Source organism: Microbacterium stercoris, assembly GCF_017592545.1.
Lineage (GTDB): Bacteria > Actinomycetota > Actinomycetes > Actinomycetales > Microbacteriaceae > Microbacterium > Microbacterium stercoris.
Window position 1 is genome coordinate 234,248 of record NZ_JAGFOA010000002.1, and the last position, 21,162, is coordinate 255,409.

21 protein-coding genes and 3 tRNA genes are annotated in these 21,162 nt (G+C 70.4%); 18 read left to right on the forward strand and 6 right to left on the reverse strand.

The window, feature by feature from the left end; translation table 11 throughout:
- Positions 1 to 103 precede the first annotated feature (103 nt).
- Complete coding sequence (locus tag J5V96_RS05265; RefSeq protein WP_208501348.1) at positions 104 to 403, forward strand: SHOCT domain-containing protein; 300 nt, start codon at positions 104 to 106, stop codon at positions 401 to 403.
- A gap of 362 nt (positions 404 to 765) precedes the next feature.
- Here J5V96_RS05265 and J5V96_RS05270 read toward each other — a convergent pair.
- The 3 genes from J5V96_RS05270 to J5V96_RS05280 all read right to left on the reverse strand — a co-directional run bounded on the left by J5V96_RS05270 (position 766) and on the right by J5V96_RS05280 (position 1,077).
- Positions 766 to 838 (reverse strand) — tRNA-Phe (locus J5V96_RS05270).
- 66 nt (positions 839 to 904) lie between these two features.
- Positions 905 to 978, reverse strand: a tRNA-Asp gene (locus J5V96_RS05275).
- Between the two features lie 26 nt (positions 979 to 1,004).
- Positions 1,005 to 1,077 (reverse strand) — tRNA-Glu (locus tag J5V96_RS05280).
- 223 nt (positions 1,078 to 1,300) lie between these two features.
- Between J5V96_RS05280 and J5V96_RS05285 the strand changes: the two genes are divergently transcribed.
- A complete protein-coding gene (locus tag J5V96_RS05285; RefSeq protein ID WP_208501350.1) occupies positions 1,301 to 2,749 on the forward strand; it encodes a M23 family metallopeptidase in 1,449 nt (482 codons plus the stop codon).
- A gap of 66 nt (positions 2,750 to 2,815) precedes the next feature.
- Here the strand turns inward: J5V96_RS05285 and J5V96_RS05290 are convergent, their stop codons facing one another.
- A complete protein-coding gene (locus J5V96_RS05290; RefSeq protein ID WP_208501351.1) occupies positions 2,816 to 3,352 on the reverse strand; it encodes an inorganic diphosphatase in 537 nt (178 codons plus the stop codon).
- Between the two features lie 72 nt (positions 3,353 to 3,424).
- On the opposite strand from J5V96_RS05290, the gene tilS reads away from it, so the two are divergent.
- The 12 genes from tilS to lysS all read left to right on the forward strand — a co-directional run bounded on the left by tilS (position 3,425) and on the right by lysS (position 14,564).
- Positions 3,425 to 4,408: a tRNA lysidine(34) synthetase TilS gene (tilS, locus tag J5V96_RS05295; protein WP_208501359.1), complete on the forward strand. Its 984-nt coding sequence runs from the start codon at positions 3,425 to 3,427 to the stop codon at positions 4,406 to 4,408.
- Between the two features lie 10 nt (positions 4,409 to 4,418).
- Positions 4,419 to 4,970: a hypoxanthine phosphoribosyltransferase gene (hpt, locus tag J5V96_RS05300; RefSeq protein ID WP_208501369.1), complete on the forward strand. Its 552-nt coding sequence runs from the start codon at positions 4,419 to 4,421 to the stop codon at positions 4,968 to 4,970.
- 98 nt (positions 4,971 to 5,068) lie between these two features.
- On the forward strand, positions 5,069 to 7,009 hold the full coding sequence (gene ftsH, locus J5V96_RS05305; RefSeq protein ID WP_208501380.1) for an ATP-dependent zinc metalloprotease FtsH: 1,941 nt from the start codon (positions 5,069 to 5,071) through the stop codon (positions 7,007 to 7,009).
- A gap of 8 nt (positions 7,010 to 7,017) precedes the next feature.
- A complete protein-coding gene (gene folE / locus J5V96_RS05310) occupies positions 7,018 to 7,668 on the forward strand; it encodes a GTP cyclohydrolase I (RefSeq protein ID WP_208501382.1) in 651 nt (216 codons plus the stop codon).
- Positions 7,665 to 8,456, forward strand: coding sequence for a dihydropteroate synthase (gene folP, locus J5V96_RS05315; protein WP_208501384.1), 792 nt, complete (start codon positions 7,665 to 7,667; stop codon positions 8,454 to 8,456). Before folE ends, folP begins: the two co-directional genes overlap by 4 nt.
- Before the next feature lies 1 nt (position 8,457).
- A complete protein-coding gene (folB, locus tag J5V96_RS05320) occupies positions 8,458 to 8,877 on the forward strand; it encodes a dihydroneopterin aldolase (protein WP_236014523.1) in 420 nt (139 codons plus the stop codon).
- Positions 8,874 to 9,410 carry a 2-amino-4-hydroxy-6-hydroxymethyldihydropteridine diphosphokinase gene (folK, locus tag J5V96_RS05325; RefSeq protein WP_208501386.1) on the forward strand — a complete coding sequence of 179 codons (537 nt, stop codon included), beginning with the start codon at positions 8,874 to 8,876 and terminating at the stop codon, positions 9,408 to 9,410. The genes folB and folK overlap by 4 nt, the downstream gene beginning before the upstream one ends.
- Positions 9,407 to 9,901 carry a DUF3180 family protein gene (locus tag J5V96_RS05330; protein ID WP_208501388.1) on the forward strand — a complete coding sequence of 165 codons (495 nt, stop codon included), beginning with the start codon at positions 9,407 to 9,409 and terminating at the stop codon, positions 9,899 to 9,901. Before folK ends, J5V96_RS05330 begins: the two co-directional genes overlap by 4 nt.
- A complete protein-coding gene (locus J5V96_RS05335) occupies positions 9,855 to 10,499 on the forward strand; it encodes a PH domain-containing protein (protein WP_208501395.1) in 645 nt (214 codons plus the stop codon). Before J5V96_RS05330 ends, J5V96_RS05335 begins: the two co-directional genes overlap by 47 nt.
- Entirely contained in the window at positions 10,496 to 12,274 is a 1,779-nt protein-coding gene (locus tag J5V96_RS05340) for a PH domain-containing protein (RefSeq protein WP_307793532.1), read from the forward strand. The genes J5V96_RS05335 and J5V96_RS05340 overlap by 4 nt, the downstream gene beginning before the upstream one ends.
- Positions 12,271 to 12,972: a DUF2520 domain-containing protein gene (locus tag J5V96_RS05345; protein WP_208501398.1), complete on the forward strand. Its 702-nt coding sequence runs from the start codon at positions 12,271 to 12,273 to the stop codon at positions 12,970 to 12,972. Before J5V96_RS05340 ends, J5V96_RS05345 begins: the two co-directional genes overlap by 4 nt.
- A 71-nt stretch (positions 12,973 to 13,043) precedes the next feature.
- Positions 13,044 to 14,564: a lysine--tRNA ligase gene (gene lysS / locus J5V96_RS05350; protein ID WP_208501399.1), complete on the forward strand. Its 1,521-nt coding sequence runs from the start codon at positions 13,044 to 13,046 to the stop codon at positions 14,562 to 14,564.
- A gap of 35 nt (positions 14,565 to 14,599) precedes the next feature.
- On the opposite strand, the gene J5V96_RS05355 is transcribed toward lysS, so the two are convergent.
- Complete coding sequence (locus J5V96_RS05355; protein ID WP_208501401.1) at positions 14,600 to 15,736, reverse strand: DUF4192 family protein; 1,137 nt, start codon at positions 15,734 to 15,736, stop codon at positions 14,600 to 14,602.
- 137 nt (positions 15,737 to 15,873) lie between these two features.
- Here J5V96_RS05355 and J5V96_RS05360 point away from each other — a divergent pair, with 137 nt between their 5' ends.
- Together J5V96_RS05360 and cls are read left to right on the forward strand one after the other, a co-directional pair.
- Positions 15,874 to 16,050, forward strand: coding sequence for a hypothetical protein (locus tag J5V96_RS05360; RefSeq protein ID WP_208501403.1), 177 nt, complete (start codon positions 15,874 to 15,876; stop codon positions 16,048 to 16,050).
- A 67-nt stretch (positions 16,051 to 16,117) separates the two neighbouring features.
- Complete coding sequence (gene cls / locus J5V96_RS05365) at positions 16,118 to 17,575, forward strand: cardiolipin synthase (RefSeq protein ID WP_208501405.1); 1,458 nt, start codon at positions 16,118 to 16,120, stop codon at positions 17,573 to 17,575.
- Between the two features lie 68 nt (positions 17,576 to 17,643).
- On the opposite strand, the gene J5V96_RS05370 is transcribed toward cls, so the two are convergent.
- Entirely contained in the window at positions 17,644 to 18,687 is a 1,044-nt protein-coding gene (locus J5V96_RS05370; RefSeq protein ID WP_208501407.1) for a diacylglycerol/lipid kinase family protein, read from the reverse strand.
- 48 nt (positions 18,688 to 18,735) lie between these two features.
- Here J5V96_RS05370 and J5V96_RS05375 point away from each other — a divergent pair, with 48 nt between their 5' ends.
- The gene (locus J5V96_RS05375; protein ID WP_208501408.1) at positions 18,736 to 20,439 is read left to right on the forward strand and encodes a flavin monoamine oxidase family protein; all 1,704 of its coding nucleotides are present in this window, start codon (positions 18,736 to 18,738) and stop codon (positions 20,437 to 20,439) included.
- A gap of 2 nt (positions 20,440 to 20,441) precedes the next feature.
- The gene (locus J5V96_RS05380; RefSeq protein WP_208501410.1) at positions 20,442 to 21,161 is read left to right on the forward strand and encodes a nitrilase-related carbon-nitrogen hydrolase; all 720 of its coding nucleotides are present in this window, start codon (positions 20,442 to 20,444) and stop codon (positions 21,159 to 21,161) included.
- Position 21,162 lies beyond the last annotated feature (1 nt).

Here is a 21,162-nt window from a genome sequence, read left to right on the forward strand (position 1 = left end):
GGAGGCCTCAGGCGCCTCCCGGCGGCGGATGTGCCCGGGGGCGGTGCTCGCGAGCCTGGATGAGCGGCCGGATCGCGCCGCATCATCCGCGAAAGGACGCATTATGTTCACCGAAGCACTCGTTCAGGCCCAGGATGTGCTCGCTCACGGCCCCTGGGGCGGTGGCGGACCCGGCTGGCTGTTCCTGCTGGTGCCGCTGTTCTGGATCGGCTTCTTCATCCTGCTGGCCGTCTTCATCCGGCGCGGTCCGCGCTTCCGCGGCGGCGGTTGGGGCGGTTGGGGCGGCCACTCGGGGCCGTCGGCAGAGTCGACGCTTGCCAACCGGTTCGCGAACGGCGACATCGACGAGCAGGAGTACCGCGCGCGCCTCGAGGTGCTGCGCGCCGACCAGCCGCGCCGCTAGCCGCGGCGTCTCCGGGGCCGGGCCGGGTTCCACGATTCGCCGTGGATACGGCCCGGCGGCCGGGGCGACGACGCATGCTCTAGGGGTGCCCCGTCGCGTCGACCGACCCCATCAGCGCTCGCGGGGCAATGGTTTCGGCAGCTGACCAGGCGCCATTCGAACCGTATCGGAGCCAGGTCCGGCCACAGACCGGCCCAACCTGCCAGCGACTTCGTGTCGCCGGCATCGGACGACGACGTTTCGATTCGCTTCGCTCGCTCAACGACCGGGGGCGGAAACCACCCCTCACCAGGGCAAAGCAAAACCCCCGCCATGTAGAAGCTAGGCGAGGGTTTCTGGAGTGACTGTAATGATCACCCTTGTGGCTCCGACGGGCGTCGATCCCGTGACCTCACGATTTTCAGTCGTGCGCTCTACCAACTGAGCTACAGAGCCGAAACGGCTTCACTGCTGCCGTTCCTACACGAAAGGCCTCCTCGAAAGAAGGCCCGTCGCTTGGAGCGACCCTGACGGGACTTGAACCCGCGACCTCCGCCGTGACAGGGCGGCACGCTAACCAACTGCGCTACAGGGCCAAACTATGAAATTGTATCAGAACGTGTGACCCCAACGGGATTCGAACCCGTGCTACCGCCGTGAAAGGGCGGCGTCCTAGGCCGCTAAACGATGGGGCCGGGGTGAACCTCGGGGCTCACGTGCCGACTGGAATACTTTAAGCGGAGATCGCCCGATTCTCCAATTCGGGGCGCGTCCTCCCGCATCCCGGGCGAGTCGCGGGCATGATGTGCAGGCCCCCGGAGTGCTGCCAGGCATGCCCGTCCGGTGGGACCCCCTGTTCCCGATGTGACGGGTGTTGTTAGTGTGACGGATGTGAACAACGCGGTGACCAGCCCCCCGATGGGCACCCCTGAGGCCACGGCAGAGGACTGCAACTGCGCCCCGACCCCTGCTGAACGCGCCCGTTTCTGGAACCCCGGCGCGTGGAACCCGATCACCCGGCGCAGCGCCCTGGCGCTCGCGACCACGGGCGCGGTCGCGCTCGGAGTCGGGCTGTCGGGCGGTGGGTCGGCCTTCGCCGTCACCTACAACCCCGATGACTACCCGTCGTGGGACGACGTGCAGGCGGCCAAGGGCAACCAGTCGGCGAAGCAGGCGGAGATCCAGCGCGTCACCGACATGATCGCGCAGCTCACGCGGCGCGTCGAGGAGACGCAGGCCGCCGCCGAGAAGGCCGCGAACGAGTTCTACGAGGCGCAGCAGGCGTTCTTTGAGGCCGACTTCCGCGCCCAGGAGCTGCAGAAGCAGGCCGACGATCAGGCGGTGAAGGCGGACACCGCCGCCACCAACGCGGCGCGTGTGGCGACCCAGCTCTCCCGCGCGGGCGGTGACAGCACGTCGCTCGAGGTGCTGTTCGCCGGATCCGCGGCCACGGCCGATGACCTGCTCACCAAGCTCGGCCAGATGGACAAGCTCATCGGCGGCAGCGAGACGGTCTATGCCGAGGCCGTCGCGGCTCGCGACTCGGCCAAGAGCCTCTCCGACCAGGCCGAGGTGGCTCGCGCCGAGCGCGACCGCCTGCAGAAGGTCGCCGAGGACAAGATGGTCGCGGCGCAGGAGGCCCAGGCCGCAGCCGAGCAGGCCCTCGCCGACCAGCAGGCGAACATGATCACGCTCGAGGCGCAGCTCGCCGCCCTCAAGGACACGACGGCTAAGACCGTCGCCGACTACGAGAAGGGCGTCAAGGCCAAGCAGGCCTACGAGGCCGAGCAGCGTCGCCTCGAGGAGCAGCGCCGCGCCGCGGCGGCCGCCGCGGCCGCGAAGGCCGCCCGCGACCAGGCCGCCCGCGAGGCCGCAGACCGTGCGGCGGCGGAGGCCGCGGCCGGCGGAAGCGGCGGTGGCTCGACCTCCGGTGGTGCCCCGACGGGCAGCGGGTGGGCCCGCCCGAGCGACGGCTGGCGCACCTCGGGCTACGGCCCGCGCCCCCAGATGTGCAACTCGCGGTACTGCGGCTCGAAGATCCACGCCGGCATCGACCTCGCCGCCGGCTGCGGCGCGCGCATCTACGCCGCGCACTCGGGCACTGTCACGTACGCCGGCTACAACGGCGGCTATGGCAACTACGTGCGCATCGACCACGGCGGCGGCGTGGGCACCGGGTACGGCCACATCGTCAACGGCGGCATCATCGTTCGGCGTGGGCAGTGGGTCAACGCGGGTCAGGTCATCGCGTACGAGGGCAACACCGGCAACTCGTTCGGCTGCCACCTGCACTTCGAGGTCTACGTCAACGGCGGCACGACCGATCCGGGGCCGTTTATGTCGGCCCGCGGCATCAACACGTACTGAGCGCCCGAGCGCGAGAAGAAGGGCCCCGCTTCCGAGGAAGCGGGGCCCTTCTTCCGGATCCGGGGATCAGTCGCGCGTGTTGGGCGCCTCGCCCGCACCCTGGGTGCGGGTCTGGGCCTCGTGCTCCTCGAAGCGCTCGTAGGCCTCGATCACCAGGCGCTCGGCCTCGGCGGCGTTGGCCCACTCGTCGACCTTGACCCACTTGTTGGGCTCGAGGTCCTTGTAGTGCTCGAAGAAGTGCGTGATCTCCTTCTTCGTGTACTCCGGGATGTCGTCGATGTCCTGGATGTGGTCCCAGCGCGGGTCCTTCGCGAGCACCGCGATGACCTTGTCGTCGCCGCCGGCCTCATCCGACATCTTCAGCACGGCCACCGGGCGCACCTTCGCGCCGACACCCGGGTAGACGGAGTGGTCCATGATGACCAGCACGTCGAGCGGGTCGCCGTCCTCGCCGAGCGAGTTCTCGAAGAACCCGTAGTCGGTGGGGTAGCCGAAGGTCGTGTACAGCACGCGGTCGAGGAAGACACGGCCCGTGCCGTGGTCGACCTCGTACTTCACGCGGCTGCCGCGCGGGATCTCGATGACTGCGTCGTACGCGCCCATGCGTGGGTCTCCTTGAAGATCAGGGGTTATGCGCTCTAAAGAGTAACCGGGGCGCCCCACTACCGTTGAGTCGTGCTCGATCCCGCCCTCGCCGCCGTCCGCCTCGCCGTCCGCACGTCCCTCGCGGAGGTGCCGGACGGATCCGTCGTGCTCGTCGCGCTGTCGGGCGGCGCCGACTCCCTCGCGCTCGCCGCCGCGACCGCTCACGAGGCCCGCGCCCGCGGGATCCGGGTGGCGAGCGTCACGATCGACCACGCCCTGCAGGACGGATCGGATCGGATCGCGTCGGCCGCGGCGCAGAAGGCGGCGGCGCTCGGCATCGATCCGCTGGTCGTGCGCGTCGAGGTCGGGCGTGAGGGCGGCGTGGAGGCGGCCGCGCGCGACGCGCGTTACGGCGCGCTGCGCGATGCCGCCGCGGACGCGGGGGCCGCGGCGGTGCTGCTCGGCCATACGCTCGACGACCAGGCCGAGACGGTGCTGCTCGGGCTCGCACGCGGCGCCGGGGGCACGAGCCTTGCCGGGATGGCGTCGGAGCGCACCGACGACAGCGGCGTGCGCTGGCTCCGGCCCCTGCTGGGGCTGCGCCGCGAGGCCACCCAGGCCGCGTGCGCGGCGCAGAGCCTCGAGCCGTGGGATGACCCGCACAACAGCGACATCCGCTTCTCGCGCGTGCGGGTGCGCGAGCGCGTGCTGCCGGTGCTCGAAGGCGAGCTCGGCCCCGGCATCGCCGAGGCGCTGGCGCGCACGGCCGAGCAGCTGCGCGAGGACGCCGAGGCCTTCGCCGAGATGATCGAGGAGACGATCGAGGACATCGTCGAGCACGCCGAGGCCGGCATCGCCGTCTCGGTGGCCGCGCTCGCCGCGAACCCGCCGGCATTGCGCCACCGCATCATCCGGCACGTTGTGCAGAGCGAGTTCGGCGTCGCCCTCACCCGCGTGCAGACCCTCGAGGTCGCCCGCCTCGTCACCGACTGGTCGGGGCAGGGGCCGATCGACCTGCCCGGCTGCACGGCCGCCCGTAAAAACGCCCTGATCATCTTCACCGCGCGCACGTAAGCTCGAACCCATGCGCGCGGCGGACATCCCGAACGACCTCACGACCGTCCTCGTCACCGAGGAGCAGATCGACGCGAAGCTCGCCGACCTGGCCCGCCAGGTCGAGCAGGACTACGAGGGCAAGAAGCTCCTCCTCGTGGGCGTGCTCAAGGGCGCGGTCATGGTCATGGCCGACTTCGCGCGCCACCTCAAGCGCGACATCGCGATGGACTGGATGGCCGTGTCCAGCTACGGCAGCTCGACGAAGTCGAGCGGCGTGGTGCAGATCCGCAAGGATCTCGACACGGATCTCGGCGGATGGCACGTGCTGATCGTCGAGGACATCATCGACTCGGGGCTGACCCTCAGCTGGCTGCTCGACAACTTCGCCTCGCGCGGGGCCGAGTCGGTCGAGGTGCTGGCGCTGCTGCGCAAGCCCGACGCCGCGAAGGTCGAGATCGACTGCCGGTACCTCGGCTTCGACATCCCCACCGAGTTCGTGGTGGGCTACGGCCTCGACTACGCCGAGCGCTACCGCAACCTCCGCGACGTGGCCGTGCTGGCGCCGCACGTCTACGCCTGATCGAGCACGGATCCGCGGCGCGCGTCGCGCGCGAAGCCGTACGCCTTGGGCGAATCCCGGTGAAGGCATAGGCGCCTGAGGGTAACGTGAAGCGCACCATGGATTTCAAGAAGCTGACGCGCAATCCGCTGATCTACGTGCTGCTGATCGGCCTGCTTCTCGTGGTCGGCTTCTCGCTGATCTCGAGCCTCACCGGCACGCGTCAGGTCACGACCCAGGAGGGTCTCGAGCTGCTGCGCGGCGGCACCACCGAGAAGGTGCTGATCACCGACGGCGACCAGCGCGTCGACCTGCAGCTGTCGAAGGCCCATGAGGGCGCGACCGAGGTGCAGTTCTACTACGTCAGCGCCCGCGCCGACGAGGTCGTCGAGGCCGTGCAGGAAGCCGACCCGAAGGACGGATTCGACGACGCGGTGCCGCGCGCCACCTGGTTCGACGGGCTGCTCTCGCTGCTGCTGCCGATGCTGCTGCTCGGTGTGCTGTTCTGGTTCCTGCTGTCGAGCGCCCAGGGCGGCGGCGGCAAGGTCATGCAGTTCGGCAAGTCGCGCGCGAAGCTCTCGAACAAGGAGCACCCGGATGTGACGTTTGCGGATGTCGCGGGTGCCGACGAGGCGCTCGAGGAGCTCGCCGAGATCAAGGACTTCCTGAAGGATCCGGCCAAGTACCAGGCCCTCGGCGCCAAGATCCCCAAGGGTGCGCTGCTGTACGGCCCTCCCGGAACCGGCAAGACCCTCCTCGCGCGCGCCGTCGCCGGCGAGGCGGGGGTGCCCTTCTACTCGATCTCGGGTTCCGACTTCGTCGAGATGTTCGTCGGTGTCGGCGCGAGCCGCGTGCGCGACCTGTTCAACCAGGCCAAGGAGAACTCGCCGGCGATCATCTTCATCGACGAGATCGACGCGGTCGGCCGCCACCGCGGCGCCGGCATGGGCGGCGGTCACGACGAGCGCGAGCAGACTCTGAACCAGATGCTCGTCGAGATGGACGGCTTCGACCCCAAGCAGAACGTGATCGTCATCGCGGCCACCAACCGCCCTGACATCCTCGACCCGGCGCTGCTGCGCCCCGGCCGCTTCGACCGTCAGATCGGCGTGGACGCTCCGGATCTCGCGGGCCGCCGCAAGATCCTCGAGGTGCACGGTCGCGGCAAGCCGCTCGCCGACAGCGTCGACCTCGACGTGGTCGCCCGCAAGACGCCCGGCTTCACCGGCGCCGACCTCGCCAACGTGCTCAACGAGGCCGCTCTGCTGACGGCCCGCTCGAACGCGCAGCTCATCGACAACCGCGCGCTCGACGAGGCGATCGACCGCGTCATCGCCGGCCCCCAGCGCCGCACCCGCGTGATGAACGACAAGGAGAAGCTCATCACCGCGTACCACGAGGGCGGTCACGCGCTCGCGGCAGCGGCGATGAACCACACCGATCCGGTCACGAAGATCACGATCCTGCCCCGCGGCAAGGCTCTCGGCTACACGATGGTGCTGCCGCTCGAGGACAAGTACTCGGTCACCCGCAACGAGCTGCAGGACCAGCTGGCCTACGCGATGGGCGGCCGCGTCGCGGAGGAGATCGTCTTCCACGACCCGACCACCGGCGCCTCGAACGACATCGAGAAGGCCACGGGCATCGCCCGCAAGATGGTCACGGAGTACGGCATGACGGCCACGGTCGGTCCGGTCAAACTCGCCTCGGCGAGCGGCGAGGTCTTTATGGGCCGCGACATGGGCCACGGCCGCGAGTACTCGGAGCGGGTCGCCGAGCGCATCGACGACCAGGTGCGCGCGCTCATCGAGCAGGCGCACAACGAGGCCTACGAGGTCATCAACGCCAACCGCGACGTGCTCGACCGTCTCGCCCTCGAGCTGCTCGAGAAGGAGACCCTCGACCACACCCAGCTCGAGGACATCTTCAAGGACGTGAAGAAGCTCGACGCGCGGCCGCAGTGGCTCTCGAGCGAGGAGCGCCCCGTCTCGACGCTTCCCCCGATCGAGGTGCCGCAGCGCTCGGCGTCGGGCGGCATGGCCGCCAACGCGACCTCCTGAGTGAGCGCATGTCCGTCGACAGGGAGCGCATCGCCGCGCTCGTGACCGAGCTGCTGAAGGCGATCGGCGAGGATCCGGATCGTCCCGGGCTGAAGCAGACGCCGCACCGCGTCGCGGAGGCCTACGGCGAGTTCTTCGCGGGCGTGGGACAGGATCCGTCCGAGCCGCTGGCGCACACCATCAGCGTCTCGCATGGCCCTGCTCCCGACACGATCCCGTCGGGGGCGGTCGTGCTGCGCGACGTGCGGTTCCGCTCGGTGTGCGAGCACCACCTGCTGCCCTTCGCCGGACACGCGCACATCGCCTACCTGCCGGGGGAGCAGGTCGTGGGCCTCGGCGCGCTGCCGAAGGTGGTGGACATCCTCGCCGCGCGTCCGCAGGTGCAGGAGCGCCTCGGCGAGCAGATCGCCGACACCATCGCGTCGTCGCTCGACGCGCGAGGGGTGCTCGTTGTGCTCGATGCCCAGCACCAGTGCGTGACCATGCGCGGCTCGCGTCAGAGCGACTCGTCGACGGTCACGGTCGCCGCGCGCGGGGAGCTCGCCGAGCCCGCCGCCCGGGCGGAGATCATCGCCCTGATCGCCCCGGCCGCGGGCGCGCGGACGTGGAGCGAGCCGCCGCGCCTCGAGCCTGGAGTCACAGCCGGGGACGCCGGATGACGAGCATCTGGGGCATCGTCAACGTCACGCCCGACTCCTTCAGCGACGGCGGGCGTTACCTCGATCGCTCCCTCGCGATCGCGCACGGGCGGCACCTGCGCGATCAGGGGGCGCACGTGCTCGACGTCGGGGGCGAATCGACTCGCCCCGGCTCGAAGCCGGTGGGCGCGGAGGAGGAGATCCGGCGCGTGCTGCCCGTGATCACCGCCCTCGCCGCCGATGGCGCGACCGTCAGTGTCGACACCTACCGCGCCGAGACCGCGCGTGAGGCCGTGGCCGCCGGCGCGCGCATCGTGAACGACGTCTCCGGGGGGCTCGCCGATCCGGAGATCCTCGACGTCGTCGCCGAGACGGGCGCGACCGTGGCACTCGGCCACTGGCGCGGGCCGTCTGCCGACATGTACGCGAAGGCGACCTACGACTCCGTCGCCGACGAGGTCGTCGCAGAGCTCGGCGAGCGCGTCGACGCCGCGCTCGCCGCGGGCGTCGCCCGCACGCGGATCATCCTCGATCCGGGTATCGGGTTCGCCAAGGCGGGCGACCAGAACTGGGCGCTGCTGCGGGCGCTCCCCGCCGTGCAGGCGCTCGGCTTCCCCGTACTCATCGGCACGTCGCGCAAGCGCTTCCTGGCGCAGGCGGTGGGCGAGGAGGCGACCCAGGATCAGAAGGATCTCGCGACCGCGGTCACCAGCGTGCTCGCGGCGCAGCTGAACGTGCACGCGGTGCGCGTGCACAACGTGACTGCCACGCGCGACGCGCTCGCCGTGCTCGATGTCTGGAGGGGCTGACATGGCCGAGCGGATCGAGGAGCACATGATGCAGATCGCACTCAAGGGGCTGCGGGTCTTCGGACACCACGGCGTCTTCGACTTCGAGCGTCAGAACGGGCAGGAGTTCGTCATCGACGTCGACCTGACCCTCACAGACGAGGCCGCCGCGCGCGCCGCGGCGACCGACGATGTCGCCGAGACCGTGCACTACGGCGAGATGGCCGAGCAGATCGCCGCGATCGTCGCAGGCGAGCCCGTCAACCTGATCGAGACGCTCGCCAAGCGGATCTCGGACGCGCTCACCGAGGATCCGAAGATCGCGTCCGCGGGGGTCACCGTGCACAAGCCCCACGCCCCCATCCCGCTGCAGTTCGAGGACGTGTCGGTCACCTGGACCGCCGTGCGGTACGACGTGCCCGACGAGAGTGAGCTGGCGTGAGCAAGGACCTGACGCGCCCCCTCGGCACGCCTCCCGCGCGCGAGCCTCGCGAGACGGTCACCGCCGTCGTCGCGCTCGGTGCGAACCTGGGCGAGCGCGCTGAGACGCTCGACGAGGCGGTCGCCGAGCTGCGCCGCCTGCCGCTCGTCGACGAGGTCGTGGCGTCCGACGCGATCGAGTCGGTCGCGCTCACGCTGGACGGTCCGGATGAGACCGCGCCCCGCTACCTGAACGGCGTGGCCCTCGTGCGCACGCGCCTGGCGCCGTCGGTGCTGCTGGGCATGCTGCATGCCATCGAGGCCCGCCACGGGCGCGAGCGCCGCGAGCGCTGGGGTGCTCGCACGCTTGACCTCGACCTCATCGCGTACGGCGATGTCGTCTCGGAGGACGAGGCGCTGATCCTGCCGCACCCGCGCGCGCACGAGCGCGACTTCGTGCTCGCTCCGTGGCTGCAGGTGGATCCGGATGCTGTGCTGCCGGGCCGGGGCCGGGTCGCCGACCTGCTCGCCGCCCTGCGGGGGAGCGCCGGATGAGGCGCACCTCGCCGCTCGCGCTGCTCGTCGCCGCCGTGCTGGGCGGCGGCGTGGGGTTCCTCGTCGACCACCTGCTCACGCTGGGGGGCCGCGCGACGTTCACGCCCGCGATCGGGCTGCCGATCCTGCTCGGGCTGCTCGGCGCGCTCTGCCTCGCGCTCGCGTGGCCGGTGCGGCGATCGGTGCGGACCGCGGGCGCTCCTCGCGTCGACCCGTTCGCGGCCGTGCGGATCGCGATGCTGGCGAAGGCCTCGAGCATCGTCGGCGCGGTGTTCGGCGGCGGCGCGGTCGGCCTGCTGATCTACGTCTCGACACGACCGGTGACCCCGGCGCTAGGCTCGATGGCGACGACCATCGCGACCATCGCCGCGGGTGCCGCGCTGGTGGCGGCGGCCCTGGTCGCGGAGCATTTCTGCAGCCTGCCCCCAGACGCCGAGGACCCCGATGAGCGAGAGTCAGCAGACCCCGAACCCGGAGAGCACCGGCACTGAGCCGCTCGCGGCGCCCGCCGCCCCGGATGCGACCCCGACAGCCACTGCGCAGGCGGGACCGGCGACGGATCCGGTGCTGGATGAGGGCACGTACACGCGCATCCACGAGCCGCGCGCCGGAGGCGGTCTCGCCCTCGACGGGGTGTGGCACCAGATCTCACCCAAGTACGTGATCTCGCAGACGATCCAGAACGTCGCGGTCATCGTGATCCTCGTCGCGGCGTGCATCGCGATCGGCGTGTTCACGCAGCAGTGGTGGCACGCGATCGGCTTCGGGCTGGTGGTGGCCATCACGCTGTTCAGCCAGATCATCCTGCCGCGGCAGGCACGCGCGCTCGGCTACATGCTGCGCGAGGACGACCTCGTCTTCCGGCGCGGCATCCTGTGGCAGCGTATGGTCGCCGTTCCCTACGGCCGCATGCAGCTCATCGACATCACGCACGGGCCGCTCGACCGCGCCTTCGGCATCTCGAAGCTCAAGATGGTGACCGCCGCGGCGACCTCCGGCGTCGAGATCCCGGGGCTGGCGCTCACCGCGTCGGAAGCCCTGCGCGACACGCTCATCGAGGTCGCCGAGACCCGCCGGACCGGACTGTGACCTCGCCCCTGGAGCCCTCCGCCGACGCGCCCGTCGCGCCCGCTGCGCCCGCTGCTGCCGCTCCGCTGGCCGGGGGCGGATCGTCGTCGCTCGCCGACGGCGGCTGGCACCGGATGCATCCGCTGACCCCCCTGTTCCAGGGCGGACTGGTGCTGATCGTCATCGCGGGTGTGATCATCTCGAACTTCCGCGATCACGCGGTGTACTGGATGATCTCGATCTTCGCGCCCAACGAGGCGAACGAGTTCGCCACCGACCCGGACGACGACGTGGTCGCCTTCCTGCTCGAGAACAACCTCATCGTGATCGGCCTGCTCGCGCTGCTGGCGGTGGTGCTCGTCCTCATCGGCGTCTTCTGGTTCCTCTGGCGCTTCCACCAGTTCCGCATCTCGGACGACGAGGTCGAGGTGCGCAAGGGCGTCCTGTTCAAGTCGCATCGCCGCGCGCCGCTCGACCGCGTGCAGGGCGTGAACCTCACCCGTCCGTTCCCGGCGCGACTGATCGGGCTGTCGAAGCTCGAGGTGATCGGCGCGGGCACCGGCGCGAACGTCGACCTCGAGTACCTCGCGACCGAGCGCGCCGAGCAGGTGCGCGCCGACATCCTGCGCCTCGCCTCGGGCGCGCGCGCGGCACGTGAAGCCGCGCGGGATCTCGCCGAAGGCCGCGCCCCGCGTGAGTCGCTGATCGCGGGGGTCAACGCCGGCGTCGTGGGGCTCATCGAGGGCGTCGACCACCAGGACCTCGCGGCCGAGAGCATCGTCAAGATCCCCGCCGGCCGCCTCATCGGGGCGTACCTGCTGGACGGCATCTGGTGGATCGTCGGCTTCGGCGTGCTGTGGATCGGATCCGTCCTCATCCCGCTGCTCATCGCGGGCAACGAGATCGAATCGGGTCTCATCTCGGTCGGCATCGGTCTCGGCACCGGCATCCCGATGGCGTTCGCCGCGGTGGCCATCACGTGGGCCCAGATCTCGAAGTCGCTGCGCTATGCGATCGCCCCGACGCCGGATGGCGTGCGCGTGACCTTCGGTCTGCTCACGACGGTCACCGAGACGCTTCCGCCGGGCCGCATCTACGCGGTCGAGGTGTCGCAGTCGCTGCTCTGGCGTCCCTTCGGCTGGTGGACGATCAAGATCAACCGGATGAGCGGCAAGAGCGCCGAGGCGCAGGCGTCGGGCAGTGCGCAGCAGTTCAACACCGTGCTGCCCGTCGGCACGCGCGCCGATGTCGAGCGTGTGCTCGCGCTGATCCTGCCCGGCGTGCCCATCGAGCACGGCCCGCTGATGTGGGAGGACGGCCTGCTCGGCCCGAAGGCCACCGCGATCGATCCGTACAAGACGATGGCGCGGCGTGCGTGGTGGCGCCGCCCGTTCTCGTTCAAGCGCCATGGCTTCGCGCTGACGCACGAGGCGCTGATGTTCCGCCGGGGCGTGCTCTTCCGCAAGCTCGCGGTCTTCCCGCTCGCGCGCCTGCAGGCCGTGTCGCTGCAGCAGGGGCCGGTCGACCGCTTCCAGCGGGTGGCGGGCGCTCAGGTGCACACGGTGATCGGGCCGGTCTCGGGTCACGTCGTCGGCCTCGACACGGCGGATGCCATTGAGCTGCTCCAGCGCGTGAGCACGGGAGCGGTTGCCGCGGCGCGCGTCGACCAGACGCACCGGTGGTCGCAGCACCTCTCGGCCGCGGCGCCCGCGATCCCGGCGGCACCGCCTGTCGTGGCGCCGGTCGTGCCGCCGACACCGCCCGCCGGCGGCGACGGCGGCGACGGGGCGGTATGAACCGCGACGGACGGCTCGGCGTCGGCATCATCGGCGCCGGACGTGTGGGCCCGGTGCTGGGTGCGGCGCTCGCCGGCGCGGGCCACGCGCTGACAGGGATCACGGCCGGATCGGATCCAGATCGGGTCGAGGCGATCCTGCCGGGTGTGCCCGTGCTGGATGCTCTCGAGGTCGCACGTCGCAGCGAGCTCGTCATCGTGGCCGTGCCTCACGGCGAGCTTCCCGGTCTGGTGGAAGGCCTCGCCGAGCTCGACGCCTGGCAGATGGGGCAGCTCGTGCTGCACACCGATCCGGCCCACGGCATCGAGGTGCTGCGTCCCGCCGCCGCGCGGGGCGCGATCCCGCTGGCCGTGCACCCCGCGATCGCCTTCACCGGCACCACCCTCGACCTGCGGCAGCTCGCCGCCTCTTACGCCGCGGTGACCGCGCCGGCGGCGGTGCTGCCGATCGCGCAGGCGCTCGCGGTGGAGATCGGCTGCGAGCCGATCGTGGTGGCAGAGCGCGATCGCGCCGCCTACGCGGAGGCGATCGCCACCGCAGCCGAGTTCTCGAGGCAGATCGTGCATCAGGCCACCGGCCTCCTGCGCGGCATCGGGGTCGAGAACCCGGGAGGGTATCTGTCAGCGCTCGTGCGCTCGACGGTCGACCAGGCGCTCTCGGAGGCCTCGCCGACGGTGATCCTTCCTCCCGACGAGTGACGGCGGCGCCGGGTACCGGGCGCCACGGAGTGCGACGAGGCGCTCAGCCAGCCGCCCGTAGGATTGAGGACATGCCTGAGACGCCCGCCGAGAACGCACCCGAGCCCACCGAAGAGGACATCTTCGAGCAGAAGGCCGTGCGTCTGGCCAAGCGCGAGCGCCTCATCGCCGAGCGCGAGAGCGCGGCGGGTGGCGCGTACCCCGTGTCGGTGCCCGTGACCCACACGATTCCGCAGCTGCGCGCGCAGTACGGCGAGCTCGAGGCGGGCGCCGAGACGGGTGACCAGGCCTCGGTCGCCGGTCGCATCGTGTTCAGCCGCAACACCGGCAAGCTCTGCTTCGCGAGCCTGCAGTCGGGCGACGGATCGCGCATCCAGGCCATGATCTCGCTGGCGAATGTGGGCGAGGAGTCGCTGCAGCGCTGGAAGGACCTCGTCGACCTGGGTGACCACGTCGCGGTCTCCGGCGAGATCATCTCGAGTCGCCGCGGCGAGCTGTCGATCATGGTGTCGGCGTGGGAGATCGCCGCCAAGGCGCTCCTGCCCCTGCCGAACCTGCACTCGGAGCTCAGCGAGGAGAGCCGCGTGCGCAGCCGCTTCCTCGATCTCATCGTTCGTGACACCGCGCGCACCACGGTCAAGGCCCGTGCCACGGTGAACGCGAGCCTGCGCGCCACGTTCGCCGCGCACGACTTCACCGAGGTCGAGACGCCCATGCTGCAGGTGCAGCCCGGTGGTGCCTCGGCTCGTCCGTTCATCACGCACTCGAACGCGTTCGACACCGACCTGTACATGCGCATCGCGCCGGAGCTCTACCTCAAGCGCGCCGTCGTCGGCGGCATCGACCGCGTGTTCGAGATCAACCGCAACTTCCGCAACGAGGGCGCCGACTCGACGCACAGCCCCGAGTTCGCGATGCTCGAGGCCTATCAGGCGTACAGCGACTACAACGGCATCGCCGACCTCACGCAGGAGCTCATCCAGAACGCGGCGATCGCCGTCGCCGGATCGACCACGGTCACGTGGGCCGACGGCACCGAGTTCGACCTCGGCGGTCAGTGGGACCGCATCTCGATGTACCCCTCGCTCTCCGAGGCCGCGGGCATCGAGATCACGCCCGACACCACGGTCGAGGAGCTCATCGCCCTGGCCACCGCGAACGGCGTGGAGATCCCGAAGCAGGAGACCCACGGAAAGCTCGTCGAGGAGCTCTGGGAGCACTTCGTCAAGCAGCACCTCACCCGTCCGACGTTCGTCATGGACTTCCCGGTCGACACCAGCCCGCTGGTGCGCGAGCACCGCTCGATCGCCGGCGTCGTCGAGAAGTGGGATCTGTACGTGCGTGGCTTCGAGCTGGCCACCGGCTACTCCGAGCTGGTCGACCCGGTCATCCAGCGCGAGCGCTTCGTCGAGCAGGCCAAGCTCGCCGACCGCGGTGACGACGAGGCCATGCGCATCGACGAGGAGTTCCTGCGGGCGCTCGAGCACGGCATGCCGCCGACCGGTGGCATGGGCATGGGCATCGACCGCCTGCTGATGGCCATCACCGGTCTCGGCATCCGCGAGACGATCCTCTTCCCGCTGGTCAAGTAAGCCCTCGGGGCCTCTCTCACGGGAGGCGAAGGGCGTCACGACGCGCCTCTCTGGCCGGCGCGCCGTGTGCGGGAGGCCCGCGGAGACACGCGACTGCCCAGCCAGGCGGGCAGGTGGGTCTGAGCGATCATCGTCGCGATGATGTCCGCCAGCCCGTGGTGCGGGTCGATCTCGCGCGCGAGCTTCACGAAGTGCGCCGCGTGCGTGGAGCGCCCGAGCGCCCACGACAGCCATGCCGCCGCGGCGAACGGCCCGGCGCGACGTGCGCGCGGTGCGACCGAGGCGACGCGCTTGGCGACCTCCAGCGCGTGACGAAGCCGATCCGGATCGGCTTCGTCCCCCTCGCCGGCCAGCCGGAGCGGGCCGTCGAAGTCGATCCGCTCGCCCCGCGACCACGCGACGTTGAAGCGCTGGATCGCCCGCCCCTCGTCGAGGTCGCCGGCCCACTGGCCAAGGGCGATGTCCCGGATGGCCGGGCGGTCGAGTGCGAGGGCCAGCCGCGCCAGGACGGGCGGCGACAGGTCGGCGGGATCGTGCGCGAGAGCGTCCTCGAAGAGGTCGGGCAGGGTGAGGTCGTCCGAGCGGAGCGTGAGCCGCAGCAGCTCGTGGCCCACCTGCTCTCGCTCGATGAGGTTCGACGGCGGCAGTTCGGTACCCGCGTGCTGGTCGCCCTGCGGCACCTCGATGCCCGGGAGCGCGAGGCGATCGGGCTCGATCTCGCTGAGGGGGTGCGGCTCGAACGGACCGTCGAGACACTGGCCCCACCCGTCCGAGCCGACGCACAGCGCGTCGACGAGGCCGTACTCGGCCGCGGCGAGGCAGCGCAGCAGCGCCTGGACGAACGCGGACCGCGCGACCCGGCCCTGCTCGTCTCGATAGGGGTCGTCGGTGTACACAACGACCGCCGCGCGGTCGATCTCCTTCGGCAGGCGCGCGAGGTGACCCACGAACTCGGCCGCGATCTCCGCGGTCTCATCGGCCGAGAGCTCGTCCGCCGGCAGGTCGAGACGGAGACCCCCTGCCGCTCGCCCGCCGGCGAACGGCACGAGCACCACGCTGTCGCGGGGACGGCACCCGATGAGCAGCGGCACGAGCGAGAGCAGGTCGGCGGCCCCGTGGGCCTTCACAACGGCGGGTTGGGGGGAGGGCGAGAATCGAGTCTGGGTGGTCATGATCCGAGCCTGACGAGCGCGGGATGGGCCCGGAAGGCGGGAGGACGGGATCCGGCTCCCACAGGGGCTGTGGACGACAGATCCGACGTCGAGGGAGCCGTGACCGGCACTCAGCAAGGCACGCTTACGATGGATCCATGGACGGATGGATGGCAGTGGTCTGGTCGATTCTGCCGACCGCGGTGATCCTCGTGGTGTTCTGGTGGATTCTGCGGAGCATCCTGCGTTTCGACCGCACGGAGCGCAAGGCGTATGCCCGCATCGAGGCGGAGGAGCGCGCCAAGCGCGGCCTTCCGCCCAAGGCCGCCGAATAATCCCCGGTCACCGACCGATCATGTCCCCGGGCACCGGTACGCTGGTGCCGACCGCTAAGGGGGCCTGATGGAGCTGTTCGTCGATCCGTCGTGGACTCTGGTGGTCACGACCATCGTCGACATGGCGATCCGGGTGCTCGCCGTGATCATCGTGCCGCGCAACCGCCGCCCCACCGCGGGCATGGCCTGGCTGCTGGCGATCTTCTTCCTCCCGGTGCCGGGTCTGCTGCTGTTCCTGCTCATCGGCAACCCGCGCCTGCCGCGGCATCGGCGGCTGCGTCAGCGCGAGATCAACCAGTACATCCGCGACGCCCGCTCACATCTCGAGCGCGGGAGCCTGCGCCCGAACGAGCCCGCGTGGTTCACGTCGCTCGTGCGCATGAACCGCGAGCTGGGCGCCATGCCGCTCACGGGCGACAACGGCGTGCGGCTCATCCCGGACTACGACGACTGCTTCCGCGAGATGGCCGCGGCGATCCGATCCGCTCGCGAGTACGTGCATCTCGAGATGTACATCCTGAAGTCCGACCCGGCGACCGATGACATCTTCCGGGCGATGGAGGAGGTGCGAGAGCGCGGCCTGCCGGTGCGGGTGATCCTGGATCACTGGGCCAACCTCTCGAAGCCGTTCCACCGCCGCACGCTCAAGCGTCTCGACGCGATGGGCGCGGAATGGCACTTCGCGCTGCCCATCCAGCCGCTCAAGGGCCGGTGGCAGCGACCGGATCTGCGCAATCACCGCAAGATCCTCGTCGTCGACGGCGACGTGGCCTTCCTCGGATCGCAGAACGTCACCGACGCCAGCTACAACGTCAAGAAGAACATCCGACGCGGTCTGCAGTGGGTCGACGTGATGGTGCGCCTCGACGGTCCGATCGTCTCGAGCGTGAACGCGGTGTTCCTCTCCGACTGGGTCAGCGAGGCGGGGACGCCTCCGGACATCGACCTCAAGGACATGGAGGCCGGCACGGGCGACCTCGACTGCCAGGTGGTGCCGTCGGGCCCGGGCTTCGAGGTCGAGAACAACCTGCGCCTCTTCCTCGGGCTGTTCTACGCGGCGCAGTCGAAGATCATCATGATCAGCCCGTACTTCGTGCCCGACGAGGCGATGCTGCTGGCCCTCACCGCGGCGACCAAGCGCGGCGTGAAGGTCGAGCTGTTCGTGTCGGAAGAGCTCGACCAGGCCGTGGTCTTCCACGCGCAGCGCAGCTACTACGAGACGCTCTTGCGCGCCGGCGTGCGCATCTGGCTCTACCCGAAGCCGTACATCCTGCACACCAAGGGCCTCACGATCGACGACGAGGTCGCGGTCATCGGATCGAGCAACATGGACATGCGCTCGTTCGGCCTCAACCTCGAGGTGTCGCTGCTCGTGCGCGGCGAGGAGTTCGTGCAGCAGATGCGCAAGCTCGAGGGCGACTACCGGGATCTCAGCCGCGAGCTCACTCACGAGGAGTGGAAGCAGCAGCCGCTGCGCTCCACGGTGCTCGACAACCTCGCGCGTCTCACCTCGGCGCTGCAGTAGCCGCGGAGCCCCCGGCCGTACGCGCCGCCGCGCCACCCGCCGCCGCGCCGCGTCACCCGCGCCGCGCCTCACTCCTGATCGAGGTCGAGGTGGCCCTTGGGCAGGGTGACGAGCAGGGCGCCGTGCTCGACGCGCACCGAGATGCGCGTGGCATGGCCGAACTCGTCGCCGTCGAGCTGAACGGGCTGGGGGATCGGCGTCGCCGCCTCGGCCGCCACGCCGCTGATGTATCGCACCGAGGTCGAGCGCCCACGGCGCTCGAGCACACGGCGCCCGGCGCGCGTGCGGCGCAGCACCGAGTTGTCCCACCAGACCTTGCGCCACACGCCGAGCCACCCGAGCGGACCTGTCGGCTGCACCAGAGCGATGTCGAGCAGCCCATCGACGATGGATCCGTCCGGGATCAGCGAGATGCCGCCCGGAAGCTCACCGCAGTTGGCGAACAGGATCGACTGCACCTTGGCCGAGCGCAGACGCGTCGACGTCGAGATGGTTTGCGTGTTGCGGGTCACCTCGCGCTTGCGCACGATGTCGTAGACGATGCGGAAGGGCTGCGCTCCCGCCAGCGAGCGGGCGGCCCCGTCGACGTAGGCCACCCATCCCACGGCCTTCTTCAGCTCGGGGTTGGTGTTCTTGATCATCTCGGCGTCGAGACCCATGCCGGCGAGCACAACGAAGGCGTGCTCCTCGTGGCGGCCGTCCTCCCGGCGCAGCAGCGCCACGCCGATGTCGACCTCCATGTGGTCGCCGTCGAAGGCGGCCGAGATGGCGAGCGCCTGGTCGTCCAGCGGCAGCAGCAGGTTGCGGGCGAGAAGGTTGCCCGTGCCGCTCGGCACGATCGCCAGGGGCACTCCGGTGCCGCGGATCGCCTCGGAGACGGCGCGCACGGTGCCGTCGCCGCCCGCCACGATCACCACGTCGGCGCCCTGCTCGAGCGCGTTGCGGGTGATCTGCTGACCCGGATCCTCGACGAGCGTCTCGAGGAACAGGGGCGGCTCCCAGCCGGCCTCGACGGAGTGCTGCTCCACCAGAGCGCACAGTGCGGCTCCGTCGACCTTGATGGGGTTGTAGATGAGCGCGGCCCGTGGCGCAGAGGGAGCGTCGGACGTCATGGCGCCAGCCTATGGCCCGAGCCGCCGGGACGGACCTACGATGACCGGATGAGCGATACGGCTTCGAGGGAGACATCGGACGAGGGATTCCTGACGGGGCCGGAGGAACCGGCCGGCGTGACAATGTACGGGCCGGACTTCCCGTTCCCCTTCGACGACTGGATCTCGCACCCCGCAGGGCTCGGCTCGCTGCCCGAGGACGCCCGGGGCCGCGAGGTCGCCGTCATCGGCGCGGGCCTGGCCGGCATGGTCTCCGCGTACGAGCTGATGAGCCTGGGCCTCAAGCCCGTGATCTACGAGCCGACGCGGATCGGCGGGCGCCTGCGCACCCACCGCTTCGAGGGCGGCGACGGCGCGGTGGCCGAGCTCGGCGGCATGCGCTTCCCCTCCTCGGGGAGGGCGTTCTTCCACTACGCCGACAGGGTGGGGCTGACGCATCGGCCGTTTCCGAACCCGTTGACCGAGGCGGCCGGATCCACCGTCATCGACCTGTGGGGCGAGACGCACTACGGGCGCACTCTCGACGACCTGCCCGAGTTCTTCCGCGAGGTGTCGGATGCCTGGGACGCCGCGCTCGAGGAGATCGGGTACACGGAGCTGCAGCGCGCCATCGCCCGGAGGGACCCTGTCGCGCTGAAGGCGCGATGGGACGAGCTGGTGCGGGCGTGGGACGACCGCACGTTCTACGACTTCGTCGCCTCGTCGGAGGCCTTCTCGAAGCTCTCGTTCCGGCACCGCGAGGCCTTCGGACAGGTCGGCTTCGGAACGGGCGGCTGGGATTCCGACTTCCCCAACTCCATGCTCGAGATCCTGCGCGTGGCCGTGCTGGAGTGCGACACCGACCAGCGGCTCATCGAGGGCGGAGTCGAGCAGCTGCCTCGCGGGCTGTGGGAGCTGCCCGTGCGGGCCGGATCTCCGTGGCCGGAGGGCACAACGCTCGCGTCTCTGCATGGCGGGGCGACCCTGCCGGCCGCGTCGGCGATCCGGAGACACGGCGACCGATTCGAGGTCGCCGACCGCTGGGGCACGCGCCGCACCCACGACGCCGTCGTCGCGACCTGCCAGAGCTGGCTGCTGACGACCGAGATCGACTGCGACGAGAGCCTCTTCTCGCAGGATCTCTGGATGGCGCTGGACCGCACGCGCTACATGCAGTCGACGAAGACGTTCGTGATGGTCGACCGGCCGTTCTGGAAGGATCCGGATCCCGTCACCGGCCGGGACCGGATGAGCATGACGCTCACCGACCGACTGACCCGCGGCACGTACCTGTTCGACGAGGGACCCGACAAGCCCGCGGTGATCTGCCTGTCGTACTCGTGGATGTCCGACTCGCTGAAGATGCTCCCGCACGGCGTCGACCGCCGGGTGGAGCTGGCATTGGGGGCGCTGGCGAAGATCTACCCCGGCGTCGACATCCGCAAGCACATCGTGGGCGACCCGGTGACGGTGACGTGGGAGGACGATCCGTACTTCCTCGGCGCCTTCAAGGGCGCACTGCCGGGGCACTATCGCTACAACCACCGGATGTACTCCCACTTCATGCAGGACGCCTTCCCCGAGGATCAGCGCGGGATCTTCCTCGCGGGCGACGACGTGTCCTTCACCCCCGCCTGGGCGGAGGGTGCCGTGCAGACCGCGCTGAACGCCGTGTGGGGCGTGATGGCCCACTTCGGCGGGACGACGCCCGCGGACAACCCCGGCCCGGGCGACCTGTTCGACGATCTGGCGCCGGTGGCGCTGCCGGAGTGATCATGACGTCCCGCTCGAAGCTGCGCGTCGCGGTGTGGCAGTGCGCCTCGAGGCCGGGAGACGTGGCGGGCAACCTCGCACGGCTCGCCGAGGTGGCCGAGCGGCTCTCCGCGGAAGACGTGGATGTGCTGGTCACGCCCGAGATGTTCCTGACGGGCTACGACGTGGGGCCGGTCGAGGGGCTCGCGCCCGAGGGGGCGGAGTTCCAGACGGTGGCCGCGATCAGCGAGCGCACCGGGCTCGCGATCGCGTATGGCTACCCCGAGGCCCTGGCCGGCGGACGCGTCGCGAACGCGGCGCTGCTCGTCGACCGTGGCGTGTCTGTCGGGCGCTATCGCAAGCGCCGGATGTTCGGGGCGCTCGACGCCGACCGGTTCACGCCCGGATCCGACCTGCCCGTCTTCGCGCTGCGGGGGCGGGATGTGGGGCTGCTGATCTGCTTCGACGTCGAGCACGCCGACGATGTGCGTGCGCTCGCCGCGGCCGGAGCATCCGCGGTGCTCGTGCCGACGGCGAACATGGCCGCGTACGCCGACGTCTCGACCGTGCTTGTGCCCGCGCATGCGCGCGAGGCGGGGGTGGGCATCGCGTACGCGAACTACTGCGGCGCGGAGGGAACGCTCGAGTACGCGGGGCTCAGCACGATCGTCGGCCGCGACGGATCCGCTCGCGCGCTCGCTGCCGCGGAGGGCGAGACGGTGCTGATCGCCGAGCTGGACTGAT